The sequence below is a fragment of the Kitasatospora phosalacinea genome (genome assembly GCF_030268885.1).
Classification (GTDB): domain Bacteria; phylum Actinomycetota; class Actinomycetes; order Streptomycetales; family Streptomycetaceae; genus Kitasatospora; species Kitasatospora phosalacinea_C.
The window spans coordinates 1-16,042 of sequence record NZ_BSSA01000011.1 but is presented as its reverse complement, the minus strand read 5'-3'; the positions used below and the strand labels follow the sequence as shown (position 1 = coordinate 16,042).

Below are 16,042 nucleotides of genomic sequence, written 5' to 3'. Positions count from 1 at the left end.
CGGTGGTCAGACCGTCAGACCGCGGCTGATCAGGTCGATCAGGGCGAAGGCGAACAGCGAGATGCCCACGAACCCGTTGGTGGAGAAGAACGCCCGGTTCAGCCGCGACAGGTCGTGCGGCTTGACGATGGTGTGCTCGTAGACGAACGCCCCGGCCACCACGGCGAGCCCGCACCAGAAGAACGCGCCCGCGTCGGTCAGCACCGCGTACCAGGCGAGCAGCGCGGTGGTGACCGCGTGGCAGACCCGGGCGCCGGTGATCGCGGCGGGCACCCCGAACCGGGCCGGGACGGAGCGCACGCCGGTGCCGCGGTCGGCCGCGACGTCCTGGCAGGCGTAGATCAGGTCGAAGCCGCCGATCCAGATGCCGACCGCCAGGCCGAGCACCACCGCGTCCCAGGACCAGCTGCCGGTGACGGCCAGCCAGGCGCCGATCGGCCCCATCGCCTGGGCCAGGCCCAGGATCGCCTGCGGGAAGTCGGTGAACCGCTTGCCGTACGGGTAGACCACCATCGGGACGACGGCCACCGGCGCGAGCAGCAGGCAGAGCGTGTTGAGCAGCGCCGCCGAGCCGAGGAAGACCACCAGCGCGATCGCCGAGCCGACGTACGCGGTGCGCAGCGAGACGGCGCCGGTGACGAGTTCGCGGCCCGCGGTGCGCGGGTTCCGGGCGTCGATCTCGCGGTCGATGATCCGGTTGGCGGCCATCGCGAAGGTGCGCAGGCCGACCATGCAGACGGTGACCAGCAGCAGCTCGCGCCAGTGCACCGACCGGTCGGCGAGGAACATCGCGGTCAGCGCGGCGGTGTAGGCGAAGGGCAGCGCGAAGACCGAGTGCTCGATCACGACCAGGCGCAGGAAGGCCCTGGTCCGGCTCGGCGGGGCCTCGAACGCTTCCGCAGTGGTCACAGTCCGTACTCCTTCCAGCGGCGGGTGACCCGGGCCGCGGTCTCCGGGTCGGAGGTGACCATCTCGGGCCAGCCGCCGTCGCGGGTGTAGCCCTCCTCGGGGAGCTTGCGGGTGGCGTCGATGCCCGCCTTGCCGCCCCAGAACTGCTGGTAGGAGGCGTGGTCGAGGTGGTCGACCGGGCCCTCGACGACCGAGAGGTCCCGGCTGTAGTCGACGTTGCCCAGGGCCCGCCAGGCGACCTCCTGGTAGTCGTGGACGTCGCAGTCGGCGTCCACCACGACGATCAGCTTGGTCAGCGACATCATGTGGGCGCCCCAGATGGCGTGCATGACCTTCTGCGCGTGCTTGGGGTACTTCTTGTCGATCGAGACGATCACGCAGTTGTGGAAGCCGCCGGCCTCGGGCAGGTCGTAGTCGACGATGTCCGGGATGATCACCTTGAGCAGCGGCAGGAAGAAGCGCTCGGTGAACTTGCCCAGCGGCCCGTCCTCGGTGGGCGGGCGGCCGACCACGATGGACTGCAGCAGCGGGCGGCGGCGCATCGTCACGCAGTCGACGGTCAGCGCCGGGAAGGGCTCCTGCGGGGTGTAGAAGCCGGTGTGGTCGCCGAACGGGCCCTCGGGCAGCAGCTCGCCGGGCTCCAGCCAGCCCTCCAGCACCACCTCGGCGTCCGCCGGGACCTGCAGCGGGACGGTCTTGCAGTCGACCATCCGGACCCGCTCCCCCGCGACGAACCCGGCGAACAGGTACTCGTCGATGTCGCCGGGCAGCGGCGCGGTGGCGGCGTAGGTGACGGCGGGCGGGCAGCCGAAGGCGATCGCGACGGGCAGCCTCTCGCCGCGCCTGGCGGCCACCGCGGCGTGGTTGCGGCTGTCCTTGTGGATCTGCCAGTGCATGCCGATGGTGCGCCTGTCGTGCCGCTGCAGCCGGTACAGGCCGAGGTTGCGGACGCCGGAGTCCGGGTCCTTGGTGTGGGTGAGGCCGAGGTTGAAGAAGGAGCCGCCGTCCAGCGGCCAGGTGAACAGCGCGGGTAGCTGCTCCAGGTCGACGTCCTCGCCGGTGAGCACCACCTCGTGGACGGGCGCGTCGGCGGACTTCACGTTCCGCGGCGGCACGTGCGCCATCGAGGCGAGCTTGCCGAACGCCTCCCGGAAGCCGGTGAAGCCCTGCGGAAGTTCGGGCTTGAGCAGGCCGCCGATCTTCTCGGCGATGTCGTCGGGCGACTTGAGGCCGAGCGCCTTGGACAGCCGCCGCTCGGTGCCGAAGACGTTCATGGCCAGCGGCATCGCCGAGCCCTTGACGTTCTCGAACAGCAGGGCGGGGCCCTTGGCCTTCTGCACCCGGTCGACGATCTCGCCGACCTCCAGGTAGGGGTCGACCTCGACCTTGATCCGTTTGAGGTCGCCCTCCCGCTCCAGCGCCCGGAGGAAGGAACGGAGATCGTCGTATGCCATACCTGTCAGTATCCGGTACGGGCTACCCTGAGCCCGCCAAGGGTCCTGTTCGAGCCTCCCCGGGAGAATCCGCGCCGTGTTGAGAGTCGTGCCCGTGGTGGCGCTGCTGGCCCTGTGGGTGTGGGCGTTCGTCGACTGCCTGACCACCCCCGAGGACGAGGTCCGCCACCTGCCGAAGGTGGTCTGGGTGATCGTCGTGCTGTTCTTCCCGCTGGTCGGCTCGATCGCCTGGCTGGTGGCCGGCCGCGAGCGCACCGGCGCCCGCCGCGGCCGGGCGTCCTGGCCGTCCGGCCCGACCGCCGGGTACCCCGGGTACGAGCGCCCGCCGGCCCCGGACGACGACCCGGAGTTCCTCGCCTCGCTGAAGCGCGGCAACGAGCAGCACGAGGACATGCTCAAGCAGTGGGAGGCGGACCTGCGCCGCCGCGAGGAGGAGCTGCGCCGCGGCGGCGAGCACCCGGAGGACGGCGACCGGCCGAAGGGCTGATCCCGCCTTTTGGCGCATCCCTACCATCCGGACCTGATCCGGTCCTCGAACACCCGGCCGTCGGCCCGCGTGCGCCCCTGTCGGCGGACGGCGGGCCGACGGCCTTCCCGCACCCGCGACCTTGCCGCTGACCTGCCAATTCGACCTCTCCCCCACCCCCCGACAGGGGGGCACCCCCTGCCCCGCCGGAAGCGACCCGGCGGTAGGGGTGTGCGCCCCCCTATGTGGGGCCTGTACAGCGATCGGCTTCCGACCTTGTACGGATTCGACGCCGAGAGCGGGGCGCCCCGACTCGTACTGTCGTAGCAGTAGAAGTGTTCGCTGCCCCACGCGAGCTTGGAGTGGTTCGAGATGACGGTCCTGCACGATGCGCCGGTCGGCGGCGAGGCTCCGGCCGATGCCCGTAGCCGGGTTGCCGAGTTGCACGAGCTGCGCGAGCAGGTCCGCCGCGGGCCGAGCGAACAGGCCACCGAGGCGCAGCACGCCAAGGGCAAGCTGACCGCGCGGGAGCGGATCGAGCTGCTGCTGGACGAGGGCTCCTTCCACGAGGTGGAGCCGCTGCGGCGGCACCGCGCCCAGGGTTTCGGCCTGGAGGCGAAGAAGCCGCACACCGACGGCGTCGTCGTCGGCTGGGGCACCGTGCACGGGCGGACGGTGTTCACCTACGCGCACGACTTCCGGATCTTCGGCGGCGCGCTGGGCGAGGCCCACGCGCAGAAGATCCACAAGATCATGGACATGGCCATCGCCGCGGGCGCGCCGCTGGTCTCGCTGAACGACGGCGCGGGCGCCCGGATCCAGGAGGGCGTGACCGCGCTGGCCGGCTACGGCGGCATCTTCCAGCGCAACACCCGGGCCTCCGGCGTGATCCCGCAGATCTCGGTGATGCTCGGCCCGTGCGCGGGCGGCGCGGCCTACAGCCCGGCGCTGACCGACTTCGTGTTCATGGTCCGCGAGACCTCGCAGATGTTCATCACCGGCCCGGACGTCGTGCAGGCCGTCACCGGCGAGAAGATCACCCAGAACGGCCTGGGCGGCGCGGACGTCCACTCCTCGGTCTCCGGCGTCTCGCACTTCGTCTACGACGACGAGCAGTCCTGCATCGAGGAGGTGCGCTACCTGCTGTCGCTGCTGCCGCAGAACAACCGGGAGATGCCGCCCACGGTGGCCGCGGACGACCCGGTGGACCGCCGCAACGACTCGCTGCTGGACCTCGTCCCGGCCGACGGCAACCGCCCGTACGACATGCGCAAGGTCATCGAGGAGGTCGTCGACCACGGCGAGTACCTGGAGGTCCACGAGCGCTGGGCCACCAACGTGATCTGCGCGCTGGCCCGGATCGACGGCCACGTGGTCGGCATCATCGCCAACCAGCCGCAGTCGCTGGCCGGCGTGCTGGACATCAACGCCTCCGAGAAGGCCGCCCGCTTCGTGCAGATGTGCGACGCCTTCAACATCCCGCTGGTCACCATGCTGGACGTGCCCGGCTTCCTGCCCGGCGTCGACCAGGAGCACGACGGCATCATCCGGCACGGCGCGAAGCTGCTGTACGCGTACTGCAACGCCACCGTGCCGCGGATCCAGCTGATCCTGCGCAAGGCGTACGGCGGCGCGTACATCGTGATGGACTCCCGCTCGATCGGCGCGGACCTCTCCTTCGCCTGGCCGACCAACGAGATCGCCGTGATGGGCGCCGAGGGCGCCGCGAACGTCATCTTCCGCCGGGACATCACCGCCTCCGAGGACCCCGAGGCGACCCGGGCGCAGAAGATCAAGGAGTACAAGAGCGAACTGATGCACCCGTACTACGCGGCCGAGCGCGGCCTCGTGGACGACGTCATCGACCCGGCCGAGACCCGGGCCGTGCTCGCCTCCTCCCTCGCCATGCTCCGCACCAAGCACGCCGACCTGCCGAGCCGCAAGCACGGCAACCCGCCGATGTAACCGGCCGCAGCACGTGCCGAAACCTTTCAGAATCAAGCTTGGGGGAGAACGGGAACCATGAGCGAACCTCTCGTCCGCGTCGTCCGCGGCTCGCTGACCGCCGAGGAACTGGCCGCGCTGACCGCGGTCCTGGCCGCCCGGGCCGCGGTGGCCGCCGCCACCGCCGCCGCCCCGGCCGTCGAGCCGATCGCGACCTGGTCGCGCGTCGAGCGCCGCCCGGCGTACTTCTCGCCGGTCAGCTGGCAGCAGGCCGCGTAGCACGCGCAGGAGGGGCCCGGGACGTCGTCCCGGGCCCCTCCTGCGTGCCTGCGGGCCGTTACGCGGCCGCCAGCGCGGTCGGACGGCCGGCGTGCATGGTGGTGAGGTTGGCGGCCAGCCGCTGCGGGTCCTGGGCCAGCCACAGGCGCACCGCGGCCCCGAGCATGATGCAGGAGGAGCCGAGCCGGACGCCGGTGGACTGGGCGATCCGGGCGGTGGCGATGGTGAGCAGGTCGGCCAGCTCGGTGGGGAGCCAGACGGTGAGCGCGCAGGGCGCGGGCGTGCTGAGCGCGGCCAGCAGCCGGTGGGCGTCGGCCGGGCAGTGCAGGGTGGGCAGGACGTCCAGCAGCCCGTCGGCGACGACTTCGGAGACGTCGCTGTGGTGGCCCTGGGCGAGCCGTCGCAGCAGCGTGCGTTCCGCTGCGGTGATTCGGACGGTCATGATGACCTCGTCGCACTCCATGGTGCGGCCCTCCTCGCGGCTTCGTGGTGCGTGGGTGGTGGGGGGTGGTGCGGGGGGCGTCAGACGCCGGCGTAGGAGTGCTTGCCGGTGATGAAGATGTTGACGCCGTAGAAGTTGAACAGCCAGCAGGCGAAGGCGAGCAGCGCCAGGTAGGCGGCCTTGCGGCCGCGCCAGCCCGCGGTGGCCCGGGCGTGCAGGTAGGCGGCGTAGGCGACCCAGGTGATGAAGGACCAGGTCTCCTTCGGGTCCCACTCCCAGTACTTGCCCCAGGCGGCCTCGGCCCAGATCGCGCCCGCGATGATGGTGAACGTCCAGAGCGGGAAGATGACGGCGTTGATCCGGTAGGAGAGCTTGTCCAGGGTGCCGGAGGCGGGCAGGCGCTCCATCAGGTTGGCGGCGCGGACGGTCAGGCCCGCCGCGACGCGGTGCTCGTAGCGGTCCTTGAGCAGGTACGCCGCGGTGGCGACGAAGGCGGCGAAGAACGCGCCGCCGCAGATGGTGGCGGTCGAGACGTGGATGCCGAGCCAGTAGGAGTGCAGGGCGGGGACGAGCTGCTCGGAGTCGGTGTAGAGGACGGAGACGGCGACGCCGAGGATCAACAGCGCGACCACCGTCACCGGCAGGCCGAGCCAGCGGACGTTCTTCTTGGTGGCGAGCAGGATCACGTACGCGCCGACCATCATCAGGGCGAACGCGCACGAGAACTCGTACATGTTGCCCCACGGCCAGCGCATCACCGACAGGCCGCGGGCCACCACGCTGGCGGCGTGCAGCAGCATGCCGAGCACGGTCAGCGAGACCGCGATCCGGCCGGCCAGGTCGGCCTTCTCGCTGGTGCCGGCCGGGCCGACGCCGTCGGCCGGACCGCCGTCGCCGCGGCCGCTGGTGACGGTGGTGGCACCGGCGTCGGCGAGGGCGGTGCGGGTGAGGGTGGTGGTGCCGCCGCCCTGGGCGGCGACGGTGACGGTGACCTTGCGGACGCCCTTGGCCGCCTCCGCGGAGGCGGCGACCGTCTCGGCCAGCGTGCTCTGCTGCGCGGAGCGGACGGCGACGCCGCCCTTGGCGCCGAACGTCCACTCGAAGACCTGGGCGAACATCGCCAGCGTGTAGACGGTCATCGCCGAGTAGATGAGGTAGTTGGAGAGGTTGGCCAACTGGGTGTCGACCTGCGCGAGCAGCACCGTCTACTCCTTGGTTTCCGGGGCGGTGGGGACGGCTGCGGCCGGGGAGTCGGCTGCGGCGGGTGCGTCGTCGGCGGGGCCGTCGGGCCCCGGGGGTTCGTCGGCGGCCGGGGCGTCGTCCTGCAGCTCGACGGCGATCTCGGCGAGTTCCTCGGCGGTGCGGGCGGACTCGCTGCGGCCCAGCCCGGCCACCTCGACCAGGGTGCGGCCGTCGGGGGCGGTCACCGCGCGGACCCAGATCCGGCGGCGCTGGACGAACAGCGAGCCGATCAGGCCGAGGATCGCGGCGACCGCGCCGGTCAGCGCGACCGCGTTGCCGGGGCGGTGCGAGATCGTGAAGTTGGCCCACTGCTGGTAGCCGTCGAAGGTGACGCTGCCGTAGCCGTCGGGCAGCTGCCAGCCCTGGCCGACCTGGAGCGGGACGGAGGCGGGCGCGCCGTTGACCTTCAGCTGCGTCATCGCCTTGTCGTCGAGCTCGTACACGTTCTGCGGCAGGCCGCTGTCGGTGCGCAGGTCGCCGACGTAGGCGGTGATCACCAGCCGCGGGTTGGCCGCGGCGGGGAAGACCGAGACCGGGCGGCCGGTCTCGTTGAAGTCGTCCGGGGCGGTGGGCAGGAACATGCCGCTGAGGGCGAGCTGGGTCTTCCGGCCGTCGGGGCCGGTGCCGTAGTCGTTGACCTTGATCACGCCGGGCGAGGTGACGTTGGAGTCCTGCGGCAGGAACACCGTCGGGCCGCGGTAGACGATCTCGTCCTTGGCGTTGCGGACGGTCACCACCGGGGCGAAGCCGTGCGCGGTCAGGAAGACCTTGGTGCCGCCCACCTCCAGCGGGTGGTTGACCTCGATCTTCGCGTTCTTCTGCTTGCTGGTGTCGGCGCCCTCCCAGTAGCGGACGTTGGCGACGAACTCCTTGGCGGTGCCGGCCGCCGGACCGGAGGTCTGGAAGTCGGCGGTGAAGCCGTCCAGCTTGAAGCCGAAGGCGTCCAGGTCGTCGACGCCGTAGAACGCGGAGCCGGTGAAGTCGTCCAGCTGGGTGGTGGTGTTGGAGTAGCCCTGGCCCTCCAGCACGATCTTGGTGCCGGAGCCGCTGAACAGGCTGGCCCAGGCGAAACCGGCCAGCAGGGCGAACAGCGCGAAGTGGAACAGCAGGTTGCCGACCTCGCGCAGGTAGCCCTTCTCGGCGGCCACCGAGCCGGAGCCGGCCGCGGCCCGGAAGCCGCGCTTCTTCAGCAACCGGTGCGCGGCCGCGTTGACCGCCGCCGGGTCGGCGTCGGTGTGCCAGGCCGCGTAGACCGGCATCCGGGTCAGGTTGCGCGGGGCGGCCGGGGGCTGGGCGCGCAGCACGCCGACGAACTGCCAGGTGCGCGGCAGGATGCAGCCCGCCAGCGAGACGAACAGCAGGATGTAGATCGCGGAGAACCACACCGAGCTGTAGACGTCGAAGAGTTGGAGCTTCTCGAAGAGCGGGGCCAGGCCCTTGTGGGCGTTCTTCCACGCCGTGATCTTGAAGGTGTTGGGCTCCTGCGGCACCAGCGAACCGGGGATCGCCGCCAGCGAGAGCAGGAACAGCAGCAGCAGCGCGACCCGCATCGAGGTGAGCTGGCGCCAGAACCAGCGCAGCCAGCCGAGCACGCCTATGCCGGCCGGGACGGCGTCGTTCTCCTCGGGCGCGGTGCTGAGCCGCTCGACGTCGTCGAGCCGTTCGGCGTCGGGGCGTTCGGCGTCGGGGCCTTCCGCGGCGTCGGCCGGCTGGGGGCTGGTCTTCGTGTCGCTCACGGTCAGATTCCGATCGAGAAGTCCTGGGTGAGGTACTGCAGCTGGTTGACCAGCGCGTCCCACACCCCCGTCACCAGGGCCAGGCCGACCGCGACCAGCATGCCGCCGCCGATCCGCATCACCCACTGGTAGTGCTGCTTGACCCAGCCGAAGGCGCCCAGCGCCTTGCGGAACGCCAGGGCGGCCAGGACGAACGGTACGCCGAGGCCCAGGCAGTAGACGGCCATCAGCAGCGCGCCACGCCCGGCGCTGGCCTGGTCGATGGCCAGTCCCTGGATCGCCGCCATGGTCGGGCCGATGCACGGCGTCCAGCCGAGGCCGAAGACCAGGCCGAGCAGCGGGGCGCCGGCCAGGCCGATCGCGGGGCGGCGGTGCGAGCGCAGTTCGCGCATCGTGAAGCCGGGCAGCAGGCCCATGAAGGCCAGGCCCATCAGCACGGTCAGCAGGCCCATCACGACCGAGATGGCCCGCCGGTGCTCCAGCAGGCTGCTGCCGAAGGTGCCGAACAGGGCGCCGCCGGAGACGAACACCGCGGCGAAGCCGAGCACGAACAGCAGCGAGCCCGCCAGCATCCGGCCGCGCCGGGCGCCCCTGGCGTCGGAGAGGTCGGCGGCGGAGAAGCCGGTGACGTAGCTGAGGTAGCCGGGCACCAGCGGCAGCACGCACGGCGAGAAGAACGAGAGCAGCCCGGCGGCCAGCGCGATCGGCAGCGCGAGCACCAGCGCGCCGCTGCCGACCGTCTCGTTGTACCCGACGTCGGCGGCTGCCAGCAGGGTGCTCACTTCGACTCCGCCAGCACCGGGTCGACCATGCCCTGCAGGTCCTCGGCGGACATCGCGCGCATCGCCCGGGCGGCCAGCCTGCCGTCCTTGTCGACCACGATGGTGGTCGGGATGGACTGCGGGTTGAGGCTGCCCTTGGGGAACTTGAGGATCTCGGCGCCGTCCGGGTCGTAGATGCTCGGGTAGGTCACGCCGAAGTTCTTCTCGAACGCGACGGCGTTCGCGGGGTCGGTGTCCCGGGTGTTGATGCCGAGGAACTGCACCCGGTCGCCGTACTTCTCGCTGGCCTCCTGCAGGCCCTTGGCCTCGGCCCGGCAGGGGCTGCACCAGGAGCCCCAGATGTTGAGGACGACCACCTTGCCGCGGTAGTCGGAGAGCCTGAGGGTGCCGCTGCCGTCCAGCGAGGTGCCGGTGACGTCGGGGGCGGCGACCCGCTTGGCGGGGCCGGCGGTGGCGATGCCGCCCTTGCCCGTGACGAAGCCGACACCGCTGTCGCCGCTGCCGGAACCGGAGCTGGAGCACCCGGCGAGGGCCAGGGCGGAGGCCGCGCCGAGGACGGCGACGAAGCGGGTGCGGCGGCTGGACGTCCGTGTCATGTGAAAAGTTTCGCATGGCTCTTCGGCCCGTTTTAGGGGGGTCCGGCCTTGTCGACCGGACCCCCCGTGACCTGCGCTTTTTTCGCTTATGATCGTCTTAATTCGGGCATTTCGCCGCTCCGGGGGCTTACCCCGGAGGGGCCCGGTGTGAGCTACGCCCCGAAGCTCTTGCCGACCGGCTTGTCGCCCTTCTTGCCCTTGCCCACCAGGTGCGCGGGCAGCAGGTCCCGGGCCGGCTCGCGGTAGCCGATCGAGACGATCCGGTCGCCCTCGTAGGTGAAGCTGGTCAGCGAGGCCAGCGAGCACTGCCGACGGCGCGGGTCGTGCCACAGCCGGCGCCGCTCCGCGAACGAGCGCAGGATCCAGATCGGCAGCTGGTGGCTGACGCACACCGCCTCGTGCCCGCGCGCCGCGTCCCGGGCCGCCGCGATCGCGCCCATCATCCGCACCACCTGGTCGATGTACGGCTCGCCCCAGGACGGCTTGAACGGGTTGGTCAGGTACTTCCAGTACCCGGGGTTGCGCAGCGAGCCGTCGCCGACGCCGAAGGTCTTGCCCTCGAAGACGTTCTCCGCCTCGATCAGCCGCGGGTCGGCCGCCACCTGCAGCCCGTGCGCCTTGGCGATCGGCTCGGCGGTCTCCTGCGCCCGCTCCAGCGGCGAGGCCACCACGTACGTGACGTCCCGGTCCTGCAGGTGCTCGGCCACCCGCTCGGCCATCTGCCGGCCCAGGTCGGAGAGGTGGTAGTCCGGGAGGCGGCCGTAGAGCACGCCCTCCGGGTTGTGCACCTCGCCGTGCCGCATCACGTGGACGACGGTGATCTCCTTGTCGTCCCGGGCGCTGTTCTCGCCGGTGTTCTCGCTGGTGTTCTCGGTCACTTGGCGGTCTCCTCGGTGGCCTCGGCCGCGGCGCGGGCGGCGGCGGGCAGGGCGGCGGCGATCCGCTCGATCGCGCGCTCGTCGTGCGCGGCCGAGACGAACCAGGACTCGAAGGCCGACGGCGGCAGGTAGACGCCCTGGCTCAGCATCGAGTGGAAGAAGGAGTTGAAGCGGAACGCCTGCTGGGTGCGCGCCTCGTCGTAGTTGGTGACCTGCTGCTCGGTGAAGAAGACCGAGAACATGTTGCCCGCGGTCTGCAGCCGGTGCGCCACGCCCTCCTTGGCGAGCGCCGCGGTGACCAGGCCGGACACCTCGGCGGCGGCCCGGTCCACGGCCGCGTACGCCTCGTCGGTGCAGTGCCGCAGCTGGGCCAGGCCCGCGGCGGTGGCGATCGGGTTCCCGGAGAGGGTGCCCGCCTGGTAGACCGGGCCGGCCGGGGCCAGCTGCGCCATCACGTCGGCGCGGCCGCCGAAGGCCGCGGCGGGGAAGCCGCCGCCCATCACCTTGCCGAAGGTCAGCAGGTCCGGCGCCCAGCCCTCCTGCGCGGCCTCCAGCCCGTACCAGCCGGCCTTGGAGACCCGGAAGCCGGTCATCACCTCGTCGGAGACGAACAGCGCGCCGTCGGCCCGGCAGATCTCGGCCAGGCCGCGGTTGAAGCCGGGCAGCGGCGGGACGACGCCCATGTTGCCGGGCGACGCCTCGGTGATCACGCAGGCGATCTCGCCGGGGTGGGCGGCGAACGCGGCGCGCACCGCGTCCAGGTCGTTGTACGGCAGCACGATGGTGTCGCCGGCCTGGGCGCCGGTCACGCCCGGGGTGTCCGGCAGGCCGAAGGTGGCGACGCCGGAACCGGCGGCGGCCAGCAGCGCGTCCACGTGACCGTGGTAACAACCGGCGAACTTCACCACCTTCGCGCGGCCGGTGAAGCCTCGGGCCAGCCGGATCGCCGACATGGTCGCCTCGGTGCCGCTGGACACCAGGCGGACCTGCTCGACCGGCGCGATCCGGGCGACGATCTCCTCGGCCAGCTCCACCTCGCCCTGCCCGGGCGTGCCGAACGAGGTGCCCAGGGCCACCGCCCGCTGCACCGCCTCGACCACCGCCGGGTGGGCGTGGCCGAGCAGCATCGGGCCCCAGGAGCAGACCAGGTCCACGTACTCGCGGCCGTCCGCGTCGGTCAGGTACGGGCCGGTGCCGGACACCATGAAGCGGGGCGTGCCGCCGACCGCGCGGAAGGCGCGCACCGGCGAGTTGACGCCGCCGGGGGTGACGGCCAGCGCGCGGTCGAACAGCGACTGGGACTGGGGGGCTTCGTACGGGTAGCTCATCTGCTCGCTCATCCGTTGGGTGCTGGGAGCGGCCGGGAACCGCTCTTACCCGCACATGGTCTCAAATCGTGTCCTGGCGTTCTGCATGTCGGGCCCGATCATCTGGAACGATGATCCGTGTGCTGCTCCCCTCACTGGCTGTACCAAAGGTAAGGTCGGGTGACGCGCGCTCGTGTAGCACGCCGACAGGCGGGTAAGGGGCATGTTCGGGAGGGACACCGAGCGTGCGAAGGTCTGTCGATTCCGGCGAGTTCCGGTGAGGATGGTCCAGTGTCCGAGAGGCAGGACGGTTTCGACGAGGCCGCGGGGCGCAGCCGCCGGCCCGGCGAGACCGGCGGGGGTACGGGAACGGGCAGGGGAAGGAGGGGCGAGGGCAGAGTGGGGGTCACCTACAAGTACTTCGGCGCTCCGGACCGCGCCACCGCCGCCAGGGTTCCCACCGCCCTCGGTCCCGGCGGCCTCGGCCTCGACGCCGGGGAGCTCGGCGCCCTCGGCCGGCTCGGCGACCTGATGGAGACCAGCGGCTCCGTCAACGGCCACCTCTCCACCAAGATCAAGCCCGAGACGATGAGCGCGATGGTCCTCACCGGCATCCAGGGCGTTCCGCTGCACCACGTCCCCCCGCTCGAACTGGTCGTCCTGCACCCCGACTACGCGGTGGTCCAGCTCCCGCACACCGTGGTCGAACCGCTCCGCAAGGCCGACGAGACCGAGCTCGGCGCCGCCGCCTTCATCTGGTCCACCGTCCCCGACCGCCGCGGCCCGCGGGACGCCTTCGTCATCTACCAGATGCTGCACGAGTGGCAGGACTTCGCCAACCGCCTGCACGAGGCCGGCCACCAGCTGTACTGCCTGGTCTGGCCCTGACCCCCCGGCCCACCCGGCCCGCACCGCTGCTCAGTTCCCTGCCGCCGCGCGCAGGAACGGCAGGAAGGCGGCCACGGCCGGGACGGGCAGGTGGCCGCGGCGGGTCGCGGTGTGGACGTGCCGGACGGGGGTGTCCTCCGGGTGCAGCGGCACGAGCGCCAGGTCGGGCCGGGCCGCCCGGGCCGCCAGCGAGGGGATCAGCGTGATGCCCAACCCGGCCGCCACCAGGCCCAGTTTGGCCGTCCAGCCCGCCACCTCGTACTCCACCCGCGGCTGGAAGCCGTTGCGGACGCAGGCCGCCAGCAGGGTCGCCTCGGGGCGGCGGCTGGCGGCGATCCACGGCTCCCCGGCCAGCTCGGCCAGCCGCAGGCGGCGGCGCCGGGCCAGCCGGTGGCTGCGCGGGACGGCCACCAGGACGGGGTCGTCGACCAGCCGGTGCAGCTCGAACCGCTCGGTGTCGTACGGGTGTTCCGGGTAGGCGGTGACCAGCGCGAGGTCGATCGAGCCGTCCGCGAGCAGGTCCAGCAGCGCCCCGGAGAGCCCCTCGGTGAGGGTCGGCGCGATCGCCGGGTGAGCGGCCCGGAAGGCGGCCAGCGCGGCCGGGACGAGCGCGGCGTTGGCGCTGTCGAAGGCCCCCAGCCGGAGCCGTCCGGCAGTCAGCCCGGTCAGCGAGGCGAGGTCGCGCCGGGTGCCGTCGAGCCGGTCCAGCAGCGCCTCGGCGTGCGGCAGCAGCGTCCGCCCGTGCTCGGTCAGCGCCACCCCGCGGGGCAGCCGGTCGAACAGCGGGACGCCCAACTCGGCCTCCAGCGAGGCGATCTGACGGGAGACCGCGGACTGCGTCCACCCCAACTGCCCGCCCGCCGCGGTGAACGAGCCGAGCCGGGCCGCGGTCCGGAAGACCTCCAGCCATGCCATGTCCATCCCGCATGGCTACCATGCCGGACATTCGTTTGTCGCCTGCCCGGGCGGCGCCTAGCGTGGTCGGCATGGAGATCACGGAGCGCGTGGCAGTGCTGGGGCTGGGCCGGATGGGACTTCCGCTGGCCCGTCGACTGAGCGGTGCGGCAAAGGAGTTGGTGGTCTGGAACCGGACCGCGGGCCGGGCGGCGGGCCTCACCGAGGCGGCCTCCCCGGCGGAGGCGGTGCGCGGCGCGGGCGTGGTGGTGACCATGCTGTCCGACCCGGCGGCGGTCGCCGAGGTCGCGGACCGGTTCCGCCCCGCCCTCGCCCCGGGCACCCTGTGGATCGACATGTCCTCGGTCGGCCCGGCGGCCGTCGCCGAGCAGCAGGCCCTGCTCCCGGACGGCGTCGACCTGGTGGACGCCCCCGTGCTCGGCAGCGTCGACGCGGCCGCCGCCGGAACCCTGGTCGTCTACGCGGGCGGCGAGGACCGGGCCCTGGACCGGGCCCAGCCCCTGCTGGAGCGCTTCGGCCGGGTGGTCCGCTGCGGCGGGCCCGGCGCGGGCGCGGCGCTCAAGATCGTCGTGATGGGCGCGGTCGTCACCTCGGTGACCGCGGTCGGCGAGGCCCTGGCCGTCGCCGAACGCCTCGGCGTCCCCGCCGACCAGGCCCGCGGCGCGCTGGCCGCGGGCCCGCTGGCCGGCGTGATGGCCCGGATCGCCAGCACCGACGCGGACTTCCCGATCCGCCTCGCCGCCAAGGACCTCGCCCTCGCCGACGGCGGCCCCGTCTTCACCGCCGCCCTCACCACCCTGCTCGCCGACCCCGCCCGCGCCGAACTCGACCTCGCGGCGGCCGCGGGGTAGGGGGGGACGGAAACTCTTCGGCAGACGAAGGGGAACGAACCAGGGGCTCGGGGAACGGCGGGTCCGAGCTGCGCAGTGGCCCCGTCAGGAGCCCGGGGAACGGCATGTCCGTGCTGCTTCGGGCCGTGCGAACAGAACCCGAAGCCACGGCACGCACCGGCAGTGAACCGCCAGCAGCCCCGAGCCCGCCGTTCCCCGGGCCCCTGATGGTGCCTCCCTCCGTTGTTCAGGCTCTCGTCCGGACCGCCTCCAGGGTGAAGAACGTCCCGGAGGAGAGGCCGCGCAGCAGCACGGTGGCGGGCAGGCCGCGGACGGCGAGCGCGGCGAACCCGGTCGGGAAGGTGACGGCGGTGCAACAGGCGGTGGCCGCCCGGTACTCCCGGGAGAACGCTCCCTCCACGGCGCGGGCTCCCCCTCGACGGCCTCGGACGACGACCCCCAGAGGTCTCTGCCAATTCCGTTCGAAGGCAAGCGGTTTCCCCCGCCGCCGCGCGCCCCGCCCCCCTTGTCGCGCATCAATTGTCGCAGCCTGCAAGGCATTTGGCCATCGAAGGGAGCGTGGCTAGGATCGCCCGGCACCGACCGACTCCCGAGGGGGGACCCACCGATGACCACGCCCAGCAGGCCGCCGCTGCCGTTCGACTTCATGCGACCCGTCCCGTCGTTCACCGTGCTCAGCACCGACCTCGTCGACGGCGGCGAACTCGGCGAGGAGCAGGCGTACGAGGGCGGGAACCGCTCGCCGCAGCTCAGTTGGTCCGGCTTCCCGGCGGAGACCAGGAGCTTCGCGGTGACCTGCTTCGACCCGGACGCGCCGACCGGCTGCGGGTGGTGGCACTGGCTCCTGACCGACCTCCCGGCCGACACCACCGAGCTGCCCGCCGGTGCGGGCGGCGGCGCGTTCCCGGGCCTGCCCGCCGGGGCGGTGCACGGTCGCAACGACTACGGCAGCAACGACTACGGCGGCGCCGCCCCGCCGCCCGGCCACGGCCGGCACCGTTACGTGTTCGCCGTGCACGCCCTGCCGGTGGAGTCCCTCGGGCTGGCCGCGGACGCCCCGGCGGCCGTGGTCAGCGGCACCCTGGGCTTCCTCGCCCTGGCCCGGGCCGTGCTGGTCGTCGAGTACGAGAGCGCGGCCCCGCAGGAGTGACCCGGCGCGGAACGGGCGGACGGCCCGGCGGCAGGCCCGGATCCGGGTCCGCCGCCGGGCCGTCCGCCCGTCGGAGCCGGGATGCTCCTATGGACGTCAAGCTGCAGGAGCGAGGTCGGTCTGGTTGATGCGTTGGGTTGTCGGTGTCCTGGTGAGGGCGCGGTAGATCTCGCGGGCGACGAAGCGCTTGAGGCATCGCATGA

17 protein-coding genes are annotated in these 16,042 nt (G+C 72.4%); 6 read left to right on the top strand and 11 right to left on the bottom strand.

The window, feature by feature from the left end; genetic code table 11:
* Nucleotides 1-6: 6 nt before the first annotated feature.
* Complete coding sequence (gene mqnP, locus QSK52_RS17395; protein ID WP_285737001.1) at nucleotides 7-909, bottom strand: menaquinone biosynthesis prenyltransferase MqnP; 903 nt, start codon at nucleotides 907-909, stop codon at nucleotides 7-9.
* Nucleotides 906-2,363: a menaquinone biosynthesis decarboxylase gene (locus QSK52_RS17390; RefSeq protein ID WP_285737000.1), complete on the bottom strand. Its 1,458-nt coding sequence runs from the start codon at nucleotides 2,361-2,363 to the stop codon at nucleotides 906-908. Before QSK52_RS17390 ends, mqnP begins: the two co-directional genes overlap by 4 nt.
* Nucleotides 2,364-2,439: 76 nt before the next feature.
* On the opposite strand from QSK52_RS17390, the gene QSK52_RS17385 reads away from it, so the two are divergent.
* The 3 genes from QSK52_RS17385 (at nucleotide 2,440) to QSK52_RS17375 (ending at nucleotide 5,052) form a co-directional block, all read left to right on the top strand.
* Nucleotides 2,440-2,850, top strand: a complete 411-nt coding sequence (locus QSK52_RS17385) for a PLD nuclease N-terminal domain-containing protein (RefSeq protein WP_285736999.1) — start codon at nucleotides 2,440-2,442, stop codon at nucleotides 2,848-2,850.
* 351 nt (nucleotides 2,851-3,201) lie between these two features.
* Nucleotides 3,202-4,794 (top strand): acyl-CoA carboxylase subunit beta, encoded by a 1,593-nt coding sequence (locus tag QSK52_RS17380; RefSeq protein ID WP_285736998.1) that lies wholly within the window; start codon nucleotides 3,202-3,204, stop codon nucleotides 4,792-4,794.
* Nucleotides 4,795-4,851: 57 nt separating this feature from the next.
* Nucleotides 4,852-5,052: an acyl-CoA carboxylase epsilon subunit gene (locus QSK52_RS17375; RefSeq protein ID WP_285736997.1), complete on the top strand. Its 201-nt coding sequence runs from the start codon at nucleotides 4,852-4,854 to the stop codon at nucleotides 5,050-5,052.
* Between the two features lie 58 nt (nucleotides 5,053-5,110).
* Here QSK52_RS17375 and QSK52_RS17370 read toward each other — a convergent pair whose 3' ends face one another.
* The 7 genes from QSK52_RS17370 to hemL form a co-directional block, all read right to left on the bottom strand.
* On the bottom strand, nucleotides 5,111-5,515 hold the full coding sequence (locus tag QSK52_RS17370) for a hypothetical protein (RefSeq protein WP_285736996.1): 405 nt from the start codon (nucleotides 5,513-5,515) through the stop codon (nucleotides 5,111-5,113).
* Nucleotides 5,516-5,574: 59 nt separating this feature from the next.
* Nucleotides 5,575-6,696, bottom strand: coding sequence for a c-type cytochrome biogenesis protein CcsB (ccsB, locus tag QSK52_RS17365; protein WP_285736995.1), 1,122 nt, complete (start codon nucleotides 6,694-6,696; stop codon nucleotides 5,575-5,577).
* A gap of 3 nt (nucleotides 6,697-6,699) precedes the next feature.
* Complete coding sequence (resB, locus tag QSK52_RS17360; RefSeq protein ID WP_285736994.1) at nucleotides 6,700-8,472, bottom strand: cytochrome c biogenesis protein ResB; 1,773 nt, start codon at nucleotides 8,470-8,472, stop codon at nucleotides 6,700-6,702.
* A gap of 2 nt (nucleotides 8,473-8,474) precedes the next feature.
* A complete protein-coding gene (locus tag QSK52_RS17355; protein WP_285736993.1) occupies nucleotides 8,475-9,254 on the bottom strand; it encodes a cytochrome c biogenesis CcdA family protein in 780 nt (259 codons plus the stop codon).
* Entirely contained in the window at nucleotides 9,251-9,850 is a 600-nt protein-coding gene (locus QSK52_RS17350) for a TlpA family protein disulfide reductase (RefSeq protein WP_285736992.1), read from the bottom strand. The genes QSK52_RS17355 and QSK52_RS17350 overlap by 4 nt, the downstream gene beginning before the upstream one ends.
* Before the next feature lie 152 nt (nucleotides 9,851-10,002).
* Nucleotides 10,003-10,653 (bottom strand): histidine phosphatase family protein, encoded by a 651-nt coding sequence (locus QSK52_RS17345; RefSeq protein ID WP_051827932.1) that lies wholly within the window; start codon nucleotides 10,651-10,653, stop codon nucleotides 10,003-10,005.
* A gap of 71 nt (nucleotides 10,654-10,724) precedes the next feature.
* Nucleotides 10,725-12,068: a glutamate-1-semialdehyde 2,1-aminomutase gene (gene hemL, locus QSK52_RS17340; RefSeq protein WP_285736991.1), complete on the bottom strand. Its 1,344-nt coding sequence runs from the start codon at nucleotides 12,066-12,068 to the stop codon at nucleotides 10,725-10,727.
* A 366-nt stretch (nucleotides 12,069-12,434) separates the two neighbouring features.
* Between hemL and QSK52_RS17335 the strand changes: the two genes are divergently transcribed.
* The gene (locus QSK52_RS17335; protein ID WP_014136448.1) at nucleotides 12,435-12,923 is read left to right on the top strand and encodes a hypothetical protein; all 489 of its coding nucleotides are present in this window, start codon (nucleotides 12,435-12,437) and stop codon (nucleotides 12,921-12,923) included.
* 30 nt (nucleotides 12,924-12,953) lie between these two features.
* On the opposite strand, the gene QSK52_RS17330 is transcribed toward QSK52_RS17335, so the two are convergent.
* Entirely contained in the window at nucleotides 12,954-13,844 is an 891-nt protein-coding gene (locus tag QSK52_RS17330; protein ID WP_285736990.1) for a LysR family transcriptional regulator, read from the bottom strand.
* A 65-nt stretch (nucleotides 13,845-13,909) separates the two neighbouring features.
* Between QSK52_RS17330 and QSK52_RS17325 the strand changes: the two genes are divergently transcribed.
* On the top strand, nucleotides 13,910-14,689 hold the full coding sequence (locus QSK52_RS17325) for an NAD(P)-dependent oxidoreductase (protein ID WP_285736989.1): 780 nt from the start codon (nucleotides 13,910-13,912) through the stop codon (nucleotides 14,687-14,689).
* Nucleotides 14,690-14,915: 226 nt separating this feature from the next.
* On the opposite strand, the gene QSK52_RS17320 is transcribed toward QSK52_RS17325, so the two are convergent.
* A complete protein-coding gene (locus QSK52_RS17320; protein WP_285736988.1) occupies nucleotides 14,916-15,089 on the bottom strand; it encodes a hypothetical protein in 174 nt (57 codons plus the stop codon).
* 207 nt (nucleotides 15,090-15,296) lie between these two features.
* Between QSK52_RS17320 and QSK52_RS17315 the strand changes: the two genes are divergently transcribed.
* Nucleotides 15,297-15,839: a YbhB/YbcL family Raf kinase inhibitor-like protein gene (locus tag QSK52_RS17315; RefSeq protein WP_285736987.1), complete on the top strand. Its 543-nt coding sequence runs from the start codon at nucleotides 15,297-15,299 to the stop codon at nucleotides 15,837-15,839.
* Nucleotides 15,840-16,042 lie beyond the last annotated feature (203 nt).